The sequence below is a fragment of the Acidobacteriota bacterium genome (genome assembly GCA_034211275.1).
Lineage (GTDB): Bacteria > Acidobacteriota > Thermoanaerobaculia > Multivoradales > JAHZIX01 > JAGQSE01.
Map to the genome: position 1 here is coordinate 1 of JAXHTF010000054.1, position 12,043 is coordinate 12,043.

General features: G+C 60.0%; 8 protein-coding genes and 1 pseudogene. 8 read left to right on the forward strand and 1 reads right to left on the reverse strand.

The features are described 5' to 3' along the window. A partial coding sequence (locus tag SX243_10890; GenBank protein MDY7093465.1) for a hypothetical protein occupies positions 1-619 on the reverse strand: 619 nt, incomplete at its 3' end. Positions 620-1,380: 761 nt separating this feature from the next. Between SX243_10890 and SX243_10895 the strand changes: the two genes are divergently transcribed. The 8 genes and pseudogenes from SX243_10895 to SX243_10930 all read left to right on the forward strand — a co-directional run bounded on the left by SX243_10895 (position 1,381) and on the right by SX243_10930 (position 11,998). After that, on the forward strand, positions 1,381-2,370 hold the full coding sequence (locus SX243_10895; GenBank protein MDY7093466.1) for a hypothetical protein: 990 nt from the start codon (positions 1,381-1,383) through the stop codon (positions 2,368-2,370). A 4-nt stretch (positions 2,371-2,374) separates the two neighbouring features. Beyond that, complete coding sequence (locus SX243_10900; GenBank protein ID MDY7093467.1) at positions 2,375-3,532, forward strand: hypothetical protein; 1,158 nt, start codon at positions 2,375-2,377, stop codon at positions 3,530-3,532. 52 nt (positions 3,533-3,584) lie between these two features. After that, entirely contained in the window at positions 3,585-6,425 is a 2,841-nt protein-coding gene (locus SX243_10905) for a carboxypeptidase regulatory-like domain-containing protein (protein MDY7093468.1), read from the forward strand. Positions 6,426-7,165: 740 nt separating this feature from the next. Next, positions 7,166-9,814 carry a GAF domain-containing protein gene (locus SX243_10910; protein MDY7093469.1) on the forward strand — a complete coding sequence of 883 codons (2,649 nt, stop codon included), beginning with the start codon at positions 7,166-7,168 and terminating at the stop codon, positions 9,812-9,814. Positions 9,815-9,855: 41 nt separating this feature from the next. Continuing rightward, entirely contained in the window at positions 9,856-10,647 is a 792-nt protein-coding gene (locus SX243_10915; protein MDY7093470.1) for a response regulator, read from the forward strand. Then, positions 10,637-11,200 (forward strand): hypothetical protein, encoded by a 564-nt coding sequence (locus tag SX243_10920; GenBank protein MDY7093471.1) that lies wholly within the window; start codon positions 10,637-10,639, stop codon positions 11,198-11,200. The genes SX243_10915 and SX243_10920 overlap by 11 nt, the downstream gene beginning before the upstream one ends. A gap of 203 nt (positions 11,201-11,403) precedes the next feature. Beyond that, positions 11,404-11,559: pseudogene (locus tag SX243_10925) on the forward strand (4-hydroxybutyryl-CoA dehydratase). Positions 11,560-11,653: 94 nt separating this feature from the next. Then, positions 11,654-11,998: a DUF433 domain-containing protein gene (locus tag SX243_10930; GenBank protein ID MDY7093472.1), complete on the forward strand. Its 345-nt coding sequence runs from the start codon at positions 11,654-11,656 to the stop codon at positions 11,996-11,998. Positions 11,999-12,043: the final 45 nt, after the last annotated feature.

Sequence of the window (12,043 nt, forward strand, 5' to 3'; positions counted from 1 at the left end):
CGCCGCTGCTCGGCGCGAGGCCGTTTGGTTCGATGTAAGGTCCCATCTCGCCAATGACCGCGTCCGCCAGCCGGCCGTCCGGCTCGATGAAAGGTCCTATGTCACCGCTGGTCGGCGCGAGGCCGTTTGGTTCGATGTAAGGTCCCATCTCGCCGCTGGTTGAAGCGAGGCCGTCCGGGTCGACGTAAGGCCCCATGTCGCCACCGGCCGGCGCGAAGCCGTTCGGTTCGATGTAAGGCCCCATCTCGCCAGTGGTGGGCGCGAAGCCGTTCGGGTCGACGTAAGGTCCCATGTCGCCACCGGCCGCGTCTGCCAGCCGTCCGTCTGGCTCGATGTAAGGCCCCATGTCGCCGCTGCTCGGCGCGAGGCCGTTTGGTTCGATGTAAGGTCCCATCTCGCCAATGACCGCGTCCGCCAGCCGGCCGTCCGGCTCGATGAAAGGTCCTATGTCACCGCTGGTCGGCGCGAGACCGTCCGAATCGACGTAAGGTCCCATCTCGCCGCTGGTTGAAGCGAGGCCGTCCGGGTCGATGAGCGGTCCCATCTCGCCGACGGCTGCAGGAGCTGCACTCGCTCCGATTCCAACGATCAAAACCCAGCCAAGAAAGAACTGTCGCATAGGTTCTCCTTTCGCGGAGCGCGCCGCGAGCGGAATTGCTCGCCCCCGGCCCCGCGTTCGGCCCTACGCTACGCCCTCGGTCGGGCGCGGCCAAATCCTTGAAACGACTCGATTTACTAAGGGTCGGGCTTTGCCGTTGAGAACAAGCGGTGAGGGGGTGGCTTGCCGCTTCGAGCAAGCACCCTACGGCAGGGCCGGTGGCTCCGCGTGGGGTAGCCTCTCGCGGTGGACGGTTTCTGCAACCTCCGGCCAGCTGCGAGCGGGCGACGGGTGGCAAGTTGACGCCCTAGGCCACCTGATATACGTTGCCTTAGTTGCTTGAAAAAGCAGGAGACATTACGGCAGGGCCTGCTCCGGCAGAAGATCCAGATGCTTTGCCGCAAGCTTGGCGAACTGTTCAACCATTCGAAGGGAGGCGACACAGTGCCCACACGACCCAACCTCCGCACCGAATGGACCGACGACGACGGCAATCACTGTGCAATCGGCGGTAGCGTTTGCACTCCGCGCCAGCAGTACGTCCATTGATGCTGCGAGGCGAAGCGTCAAGAGCCCACCGGCCGGGACTTCTTCTGCGGATTGGGCTCTTGATCGCCCTGGTGGCGAGTCCTCTCGGTCTTCCATGCCTTGGCGAAGAGCCCTCCGCGAAGTCTTGGCGGGTTCTCTCTGACGAGCTCCTGCCGGAGGATCTGCAGCGGGCCCGAGACCTTCGGTGGGCTGGCCCGGACGCTGTCTTCTTGGGAGTGTCGGATACCGGCGCAGTGAGGTACCCGATCATCGGAGATCGGGGATCGCTGGTGCAGGAGACCTGGGACGGCAACGCCTCGGACCAGATCTTCTCCACCGCTCACCTCGCGGCGAGCGAGGATTTCCTGGTCGTTTCCGCACCCTTTTTTGCTTTTGGTTGGAAGCGCCGCTCCGCTCCAAAGCTCGAACAGATCAGCACCTCTTTCGAAGGGGTCGACGACATCGATGCCCACGAGGGTCACGTCGCGGTGCTCGGCGTTCGCCGGGGTTCTGATGGGCGGGTGGCTCCGGAAGGGGGTATTGGATGGATAGCGCCCCTGGTATCCAAGCCCTCGCCGCCCCGCGCGATCCTCCGCTCCGTCTCTGGCTCGGGCGCCCACCCGATGGTCAATTGCCCTACCTTCGGTGTCGGCGGCATTCGGTTTCTGCCCAACGGCAGCGTCGTGGTGATCCCAGGGGTCGAAGCCGGCGCGTTTCACGTGGCTGCCTCAGGGAAGCTCTTGACCACTTGGTCGACGGAGCTCTTGGGCATCGGGATCGATTGCAGCTTCGAGGTCGAGAAAGGCAATCTCCTGTCCCGGGATCCGGACGCCCGCTGGAGCTATCTCAACCGCTTTCGCACGGTCGACGAGATCCTGATCGTGAACGGCGTTCCGCAGCTGGTGGTCCGCCGCGTTGAATCGGGAGAAACGCTGTGGGAGCTCATCGCCCTCGAGCCCCTGGGCAAGACCTCGCGGCGCCGGTTGCCCATTGAATCGCCCTCGAAGCTGGCGCATATCCGGGGCGACGTGCGCGATGGCCGGGTCGTCCTCTTGGTCTTTGACGAAGCCACCTTCCTGTCCCCCCGAGATCCGCGGACCAAGAGCGCGGAACCTTCGCGCCTGGTGGTGCTCGAAACTGGGGCCGAGGCGAGAATGGCTGCGGCGGAGAGCAAGCTCCAGGCCCCGGTTGTGGGTCGAGACAAAGTCATCCGTTCCCAGCAGCAGGCGCGGCCTGAAGAGTGAACGAGTGAATCGAATCAATTGTCTGCTGACGTTTCTCAGGCTCCTGGCTATGAGCTGTGCGCTGATCGTCGGGGCCCTGACCTGCGACGAAGCCTTGGCTCGGGGGAGCTCGGAGCGCGGCTGTGTTCGTACGCTGGAAGTCGATGACTTTCCGCTCGTGTCTGGTGGCGTTCAGACAGCCCAGGGAGAGATCCTGCTGACGGCGTATCTGGACGGCCAGATACTCCGTTTGAGTCCTCAAGGAGAGGTTCTGGAGAGGCATCGTCACCGGGCGGTCGACCCACTGGGGGTTGGTCGACCGTCGGTCATTCGGTCTGCGGAGGGTGGCTTTGCCGTGCAAGACAGCATGAGCGGCTGGGCTTGGACGGATGGAAACCTCGTCCCGCAAGCAGGAGTGCATTTTCCGCAAAGCTCTTCCTCCACGGGCCTGCAACCCCCGTTGGTGCAGCTAGCGGTTTGGGATTTCTATCCTGCCGGGAGGGATATCTTCGTTTTCGGCTATATCCGGCGCGAGGGAGAGGCGCATGCGGAGCGCTACTTTGCCCTGGTAACAGTCGTGGACTCGCGAGTGGCGCCCAAGAAAGTGATCGAGAAAGTCGATGCCTACGCTCCGAGTTCCAGGTTCTACGGTATGTCGCTTCCTCTGCTCGCCGCTGCTGGGGGCGGGGTCTTCGGGTTGCGTTTTGACCAAACCCATTCGATTCTGCGTCTCGATCAACCCGAGTTGTCTCCTCAGAGTTTTCCAGCAGGGTTTCGGAAGACCGCCGTCTTGCCCGAGTCCCCCGGCTCGCCGGAGGGCAGTCGTTTGGGAGCCGAGGCCATCGAGGCAATGACCCTTCCCCGCGCGCTCTATGGTCGAGGCAAGTTCCTCTATCTCCTAACGCGCTCCCCTGAGCGGGGAGGTACCGCGTGGCACCTGCATCAGATCGACCCTTTCGCGGATCGTCTGGTGCGGACCGTGCGACTTCCCTCATCGGCCCAGGGGCTGATTCTAGTTCCCGGTCCGGAGCATTGGATCTTGCTCGAGCAAGGGGGGATGGGAGAGTACGGTCGGCCGATCATCGGTTGGGTGAACCTTCCTTCGGAATGGATTGAGGACTCCGCCTCCATGGTGCTCACCGGCGAGCAGCCGATCCAGTGCGCCCCAAGCCAGGTTCGATAAGCCACAACGGATGAGCTCCAACCGAGGAGTCCCAGCCGATGAGCCCGATTCGATGAGAAAGCGCCGGGCGGTTCCCGCGGCCAAGGCCCCGGCAGACCGCCGGTTGCCCTGGAGCCTCTGCCTCTTCCTCAGCCTTCTCCTCCTGATTTCTTTTCGAGCCGAAGCGGACCTGCAGGTGGTGGACGAGGTGGGGCAGCCAGTGGCGGGGGCGGTCGTCGAGGTGAGGGTTCCGTCGACGGCCGACGACGCAATCCACCGCATGAGGCCGCCGATGCATTTGGGAGAGACCGATGCAGAGGGACGGCTGGCGTCGCCCCTCCCCGCGCTCCAGCAGGTGCTGGCTCTGGTGGATCATCCCGAGTACGCGCCGGCTACCCTGCCCATCGACGGCACCGATCCGCCACGGACTCTCGTGCTCCTCTCGGGACGCCGAGTCGCGGCGCAGGTTCGCTCGCAGGAAGAGATCGAAAGTGGCGAAGTGTGTGCGACTTGGGAGGATCCCTTCGACGGCTGGGGCTGGAGCGCTCAGTGGAGGCGCTGTGCGGAGATTGGCGAGAACGGCTCCTTCGAGTTGGGCGGTTTGCCCGCCGATGAAGAGGTTCTCGAAGTCACGATCAAGGTTCCCGGCCGCCTTCCCTGGCGGGGGTCCCTCGGGAGCGAGGGACCCTTCAGGCCCAGTCTTCCGCCTCTCGACTCGGGCTCTCGGCTTCGGGGTCGCTTGCTCGGCCCCGGGGATCAGCCGGTGGTTGGTGGCGAAATCACCACCGAAGAAGGCGCGAGCATCCTTTCCGGGCCGGACGGTCGATTCGAGTTCCAAGTGTCTCATTGGCCGGCGCGCCTCTCCGTGGTGGCGGACGGATATCGCCATCTCGCGAAGACCGTGGAGCACAAGGCCGCGTCGCCGGGGGATAGAGGCCACCGGATCCCAGAGCATTCGATTCAGCTGGAAATCGGTGAGCAATTGCTCGGAAGACTGTTAGGGGAGCAGGGTGTGGTCACCGGCGAGGCCACCCTCCGCCTCGACCGCGCTTGGCCGGACGGCCGGCGGACTTCCCGCTCCTATCCACTCCACCTCGAAGAGGGCGAGTTTCGGTTTCACCTGCCGGAGCCCGGGGTCTACGGCGTCCGCATCGCGGCGCCAGGCTACCGTGAGCTCACCCTCTCCGGGCTGCACATCGCAGCCGGTGAGGCGCGCAACCTTGGGGACTTGCAGCTCGACCGCGGCGCCGCCGTGCGCGGGCGGGTGATCGATAGCCTGACCGGAGAGCCCCTGGCCGGCGTCGTCGCCGAGCTGCTGATCGCCGGTCCCGCCTTGCTCTACGAACTCGGCCGCGGACACCGGCCGCAAGCCATCAGCGACTCCGAAGGGACTTTCCTCCTCGCTGGACTCTCTCCCGGTCGCTACCAGCTCCGTCTGCACTCCGCGGCCTATGCCCCCGGCTGGCGGGAAGTCGTCGTGCACCAGGAGGAGCTCGTCGAGCTTCCCCCGTCCTTGCTCGGCCCTGGGGAGCCGCTTTCGGGGTGCGTGGAAGGCGCTTCTGGTTCAGAGAGCCTGAGGATTCAAGCCTTCGATCCGGCGGAACAGTTCCTGGCCTCCCTCGCCGAAGCGACGGCGGATTCCTCAGGCTGCTTCGAGACTGAGCCACTCCCGGCCGCCCGCTACCGCCTGCTCGTCCACGGCGAACGCCCCCTCGTAGCCCAAGAGGTCGAGCATTCCTCCGAGGAGACCCGTCATCGCTTGGTGGCGGCCACCTCGGCCCTGGGGGGAGTCGTTACCCGCCGGGGCCAGCCTGTGGCGGGCGGATGGCTCAGGGCCTCGCCGGGCCTCGACCCCGCCAATCACCGGGCAGCGATCATTTGGTCCCACAGCCGAGTCCCCGGCGCCCAAGCCCGCTTTGGATTCCCCGAAGCTCCAGCGCTGGCCCAGGTGCAAGCCGACGGCACCTTCGAGCTTCCCGCCGCGCCCCACGGTCCCGTCTCCATCACCTACACCGCTCCATCCGGCGACACCGTCACGCGAAACGTGATCCTGCCGTTGACCGATGAGGCTGAAGCCTGGATCTTCGAGCTGGCGGGCTTTCCCGTGTCGATTCGCGGGATCGATGAAACCACGGGCGAGCCCATCGAAAGAGTGCAGGTCGAGGTGGCGGACGGCCAGCTCTTGCCTCTCTTTGGCCAGCACACCGATGCTGAAGGGCAGGTCGTGATCCCTTCGTTGCCGGACCCTCCGTGGAGGCTCGAGCTGAGCCGCCGGGGCTATCGGTCCCGAGGGGAGTGGATCTACGAGCCGCAGGAAGTCTTCACCCTCCCGCTCGTTCCCGAGGAGCCGGTTCAGTGGGATCTCCGGCTACAGCGAGCCCAGCACGAGCCAGCGCGGAGCGTCTTGGTCTCCGTACTCGACCCAAGCAGCCGAATGATCGCCTCCGCAATCACCAACGCCGGCGGCCACCGCAGCTTCTCCGACTTGCCGTCCGGCGAATACTCGTTGGCCTGGATCGATTCCCTGGCCGGCGCTGGCGCCGCCGCACCCAAACCCCTGGAGGCCGGCCGCACCGAGGAGACCACGGTCCGCATCCCCCACGGCTTCCCCCTCCGACTCCGCTGCAACCTCCCAGACTGCCAGGGGGCAGCGATCTCCTTCTTCGCGCTCCACGCCTTGCCGACGGATCATCAGCTTGGCCGCGAACCCGAGGATCGCTCCAGCCAGGAGCGGATCCCGTTGACCTCGTTCCTGAGCGGCTACCGTCCCTCGCTGCGATTCGGGGACGATGGGGAGCTCAACCTCGGCGTTGTCGCCGCTGGCCGCTACGAGCTGGAGCTCTGGGTTGCGGGGCGGCGGTGGACGCGGGGGTTGGTGGTGGTTGATGGGGCGGTGAAGGTTTTGTTTCCCTGATTTGGAGACGCTCCGCGCTCCAGCTAGCGCTAAGTCCTTACTGCGCCGACCTTGTCTACTCTACTATTTGTCGAATGAGCGAAGTTTATGCTGGCGGTCGACTGGAATGCTGAGACTTTGCTTTGCCTGGATATGCGGTACCCTCCCTGATACTGAGAGCTGGAGAGATGGGCGGGACAGCTGTGATACGATCATTTATCTAAGTAGAGACAGTGGGCTGTCGCCAGGCATTTGCTCAGGGCGATTGGCTGTTCGCGAAAGGTGGGTAGTGGTTCGCCTGTTCCCTCCGCTCGCCGCGATGGCCGTAGAAACCTCTGCTCTGTGATTGTGCACTAGGAGCGGAGCTTGCTGAAAAACCCGCGCCTCGCCTCGAGCAGCTCTTTTCGGCGGAAAAGGACCGCTCGCAGCGCGGCTCGACTTTTACCACGGGCTGTTAGGGCGGTGCAGTAATATCTTCCCGAGACCTTGAGTGAGGGAGATGGATCCTGGTCGGCACTGAGCTTCTAGTGATAGTTAATTGCCTGCACTCCCTTATCTGGGGTTAGGTCTTCAGCGGCCCTGCGACTGTTACTGACATCTCAGCTGTCCAGGTGTTGAGACTCTATATAATGAACCCCTCGGGCTCTTGAAGAGAGGGATTCTTGAAGAATCAAAAGACGCTATCCTCTGTTCTCGAGGCCCTGAGTCGCTGGCGAGCGACTTCCACTCTAGATGGGGTGTGGAAAGAGCTCTCTCGAGTCTTGAAATGTATAGAGGATGATTTCGCATTTCAAGTCTTCGTGGCCGACTCTTTTCAAGATGATCGATCCGTAGCGTTGAGTCAGGTTTTTTCCTCAATTCCGGAACTCGCTGAGGCTGGTGGGAGATTCTCTCAACGCAACTATCCGCACCAAGCGCTCGTATATCGTGAGAAGGCTCCTTTGATCAGTGAAATGCCGGCGACAACTTGGCGCACGGTTTGTTCCTTGCCAATTGGTCGAGGTCGTTCCTGTCTTGGGGTCTTCTCTTACTATTCAAAGCGAAAGCCTTCTGAGTGTGCGCAGTTGCTTACATCTCTCCAGGCGGCGGTGCTTGGTTTATCTTCAGTCCTCCGTCAGTTCTTCGTGTCGTTCGGGGAGTCTTTGCTTGCCCCTATTCGGCGAGCGCTGCTGAAGTCACATCCGCATGCTCGAAAGATGCAGGATGTTGTTGAGCTGATTCGTAATCTCATCCCGTCAGATGGCTGTACAATGTTTCTTCTTGACTCAGATCTGCAAGTCTTGGTACTGGAGGCAACTACAGGCCTTTATGGTACAGGGAGAGTTGAACGGCCACGATACCGGGTAGGAGAAGGTCTGACAGGATGGGTTGCCTACTATAAGCGTTCTCTTAGGATTTACAATATCGACGATCCTGAGGAGCTTGCGCTGATCGCGGATGATCTAGCGTGGGCGAATAAGTATAGCGAGATAAATCAGGCGGAGTTAGCAGACTTCTCTGATTGGCGTTCATTTCTGGCTGTGCCGATTCGACATTCTCACACTGTGAAGAATTTCTTTGGTGTGATACGACTCTCGCGTCGAAAGGGGGGCGAGTCTTATCTTCCATATGAACAACATGCTTTGGAGCGTGTGGCGCATGAGCTGTCGTCTTACTTTGTGGAGAGGGCTAGTGCTGACTACCGCAGTGATCTCCACTATCTCAGAGACCTGGAGCAGCGGTTGGTCTCTCCTGCCTTCGAACCAGAAGCGGTTCTTCGGGGTATCCTTGGTCGAATGTCAGATATTGCACTAAGCGAAGATGGCTACATATCCCTTTTGGATCCAACGTCGGGTACGTTCTCTGAAGTTGTGAGCGTTGGCGAGAGGCTTGAAAGCCGAGCTCGTGTCAAGGTTCTCGGTGTTGGTCATGCAGGTAAGGCCCTGCGTGATCAGCGAACGGTTTGCGTAAATAATGCCAAGGAGCGAGCGCATTTTCGAGATCCAAGCTGTAGCCCCATCTCGGGAAGGCCGGAGGTGCTTTCGGAAGTTGCTATCCCGTTCTTGGTGCACGGGCGGTCAGTGGGAGTGGTAAATCTGCACAGCACTGAGGAGTATGCTTTTGATCATTACACCCTCGGCCGTTTGGAGAACCTAGCTGCCGCGGCCGCGGTTGTAATCGACTATGCTTTAAAGCTTTCTTCGAAGGCAGCCCAGTTGGAGCTAGTGTCGAAGCTTCTTAGTGGGGTGGGTTCTTATACAGATCTTCCGTGGATGTATTCGGCTGTCCTTCAGAGTCTGGTTTCTTTGACATATGCCTCGGCAGGAGCTCTTCTCCTCGCCCACGAAGGGAAGTTGGTTGTGGAGGCCTTGTGCGACTATAACGGTTTGGTCGAAGGGCTTGAGGTAGGTGGTGAAGAGGGTGTTGCTGGTGCATGTTATACCTTCGGCGAGCGAAAGGTCTGGGTGAAGGGGTCAAAGGCGAATGATTGTGAGCCTTTGGTCATAGACCCTGAGGTGGTCTATGAAGTGGGCATTCCTATCATCGACAGGGGCGAGAGCCTTGGGTGCTTAGTTTTGGCTTTTTCGGAGATGCCAGAGGTGCCGCTGACAGATGAAGTGTTCAGTATTATGACACTTCTTGCGAGTCAAGTTGGTATGGCTACTACCGCTTCACGTATGCTGTCAGAGCGGGAAATGATCGAGGAGAAGAGAAATAGCCTAGAGAAGCAGGTCACTATTGGCATGGTTGTGGCGGAGATCGTTCATGATCTCAGCAACCGGCTAGAGGGCATCCGTGGGATCTTGGAGGAGCTCGGTAAGAAATCTAGAGGGACAAAGATCGCTGTGGAGATGTCGGGGCGTGTCGACCTAGCTCTTACTCGGGTGAGTGAGTTGAATAGGATGGTGGCGAGGCTTAAAGTGATAGGTCGCGCTGGGCCAGGTGAAGTCGCGCGCTGCTACATTAATGAAGTCGTAGAGAGCGCGACTGGTATTCTGAGGCCGTTTGCCTCGTCCCGAGCTGTGAGAGTTGAGCTAAATCTTGCAAAAGAATTAGATCGTCCGAAGCGAGGGGACGGATATTTTCTGATGGGTGACTTTCTTAGCTTGGACCGGGCGGTAGAGAACATCATTAGGAATGCGATTGAGCATAGCTTTCGCCGCAAGCCGGTGCGCGTCACCACTCGGCTCATCCGAGCTCGATCCTCTAAGGATTTCGATCTAATTCGTCTAACTGTTGAGGACTATGGCCGAGGTATTAGAAGGGAACATTTCTCTAGGATTTTTGACCCAGGGTTTACTACCAGAGAGAGTGGTACAGGGTTTGGCCTGCCTAGCGCTAGGAGCATTGTCGAGGCGGCGGGTGGTCGAATTACATTCGACTCTCAGGTAGGGAAGGGTACCGTGTTCACGATTACTTTTGCTCTTTAAGAGGTTTTTGAGTTATAGGGGGTTAACTGATGAGTCTTCGAGTGGTGAGTTCCGATGCAGGTGGGGGTAGTCTCGGGAGGGTTCTGGTTTTTGATGATATGCCGGAGGTGGCTCAGGCGCTAGAGCTCAAGGTTAAGAGTATGGGGTATCAAACGCTCACATTTACAGACCCCTTCGAGGCTATAAATCAGAGCGAGACCTTCCGCCCGGATGTGGCGGTGATGGACATCAGGGTGGATAAGGAATATTCTAGGCCTATCGATGGCATACTGGCGTTTCAGAAGATACGTGAGCTGAACCCGTCCGTCGAGCCAGTCTTTGTTACAGCGTTTACCGAGAATCAGGCATATATAGGTCGAGCGAAGAGATTTGACCCGATTATTTTAGGTAAGACGCATGAGTATCAGGAGCTCCAGGAATCTCTTTCCAGGCAGGCCGCCCGCAGTAGGGAGAAACAGAGGGAAGAGTTGGAAGAGCTGCTAAGGTATGCGAGAACTCTGGGTGTTCCCGAAACGAAATTGCTCGGGCTTTGGGCGGAGTTTCTGCAATCTGTAGAGGGTTCTGAAGGTGAGGTGCAGGGTCAAGGGATTGATGAGGGCCTTCAGCTTAGCGATAGAGATGCTCTAGTCGAGATAAGAGAAGCGATAGATCTGGTTGATGCTCAAGTTGAGCTCTTGGAGGCCCTAAGGGATATCTTTGGGCGGGAACTGCCGGAGGCTTCGGTTAGGGTCCTACTTCAAGAGAGCGCGGAGTCTGTTGCTGCTGCGCGGGAGTATGATCGGGCTGCGAAGACGTTGATCCCTTTGCTTGAGGGGCTCGACAATGAAGAGTAAGCTCGAATCTGTAGAGCAGCTGCTACGAGGCCTAGAGGGGCTGGGCGTGGTGTTGGGCCGACTGCTTAAGGAGCATAATAAGGAGATTTTCGAAGAAGAGTTTGGGAAGGTTCTTAAGGGGTTGAGGCGAAGGTCACTTCCTGAAAGAGAGGCTATTTATGAGATCTTGAGGAGGGTGGTTCGAGCCAAAATGGTCGCCAAGGGGTATGATCGGCGGCATTGTGATGGTGTGGCGAACTCATTTTCTTCAAGGCTTGAGTCGATTCTGCGCGAGGGGTGTAGCGTCCGTTTCTCTGAGCTTTTAGAGGGCGCAAGACGAGCTTATGTGGCCAATCGGGAAGATTTGGAGATTCATCTGTCAGGAAGGGCTAGACCAAGCGGCTTGAAGCGCGAGATCCCACGATTAGTCCGGTTCGTACTCTCGGGTAGTTTTATCGCTGCGGACTTCGACTCTCTCGTTACTGCGGGGGAGGCGGACGAGTCCCTCAGGGTGAGCATATTTGTCACAATTTTCATGGGCGTGATGGCCTTGCTGGAGACTGCAAAGGCGTAAGGTGGGCTTAGTTTGGTTTGGTTCCCCGAATGAATGTCTCCATTGCCGAGGGGGCAGTCGACTACTGCAGAGACCTTAAAGCCTGCTGTTGCCCTCCAGCCGTTCAAGAAGAGTCCCCGCCCATGCCCCCGAGAACCCCATCCCCTACCCAGCCCACTCCGGCCGAAACCATTTCTGTCTCCATCTCCACCGCCGCCGACTAGATCCAGAGCCTCCGGGGCCGCAACCTCAAGGTCTACGTCTTCGGGGAGCCGGTGGATCATCCGGTGATTTGGTCTTCGGTGAATGCGGTTGAGAGGACGTATGAGTTGGCGTTGCGGGAGCCAGAGCTAGCGACGGTGGTGTCGCCGTTGACGGGAGAATCAACTAGCTTCCCGGAGGGGGCTTGGTTGGCACTCCGGCCGAGAAGCCGAAGCCCTGCGAGGCTGAGCTAGAATGTCGGCAAGGTACATCATGAATCTTCCAGCCACAGCCGACCCAGTCCCTCTGCGCACCACGGAGCCGGGCCAGGTCATTCGCATCGGCGACACCCGGGTGACCCTCGATACGGTGATTGGAGCCTTCCATCGGGGTGCCACGCCGGAGGAGATCGCGCAGGACTACTCGGCGGTGGCCCTTGCGGATGTCTACGCCGTGATCGCCTACTACCTACGCCATCGTTCTGAGGTCGACAACTACCTTTCTCGGCGGGCCCGTGAGCACGCTGCCTTCCGCGCGCAGATCGAGAGCCGTCCGGGCTATGAGGATCTCCGTCAGCGACTTCTTGCTCGCCGGCCGGTTTCCAGTGCTGCGACCTGATGCTCCGCCTGGCCGCGGACGAGAATTTTGATGGTCGCGTCGTGC

What these genes read in the sequence shown, in the direction of transcription:
- SX243_10930 (MDY7093472.1), top strand. Translation starts at nt 11,654, where the DNA reads ATGAATCTTCCAGCCACAGCCGACCCAGTCCCTCTGCGCACCACGGAG.
- SX243_10905 (MDY7093468.1), top strand. Translation starts at nt 3,585, where the DNA reads ATGAGAAAGCGCCGGGCGGTTCCCGCGGCCAAGGCCCCGGCAGACCGC.
- SX243_10920 (MDY7093471.1), top strand. Translation starts at nt 10,637, where the DNA reads ATGAAGAGTAAGCTCGAATCTGTAGAGCAGCTGCTACGAGGCCTAGAG.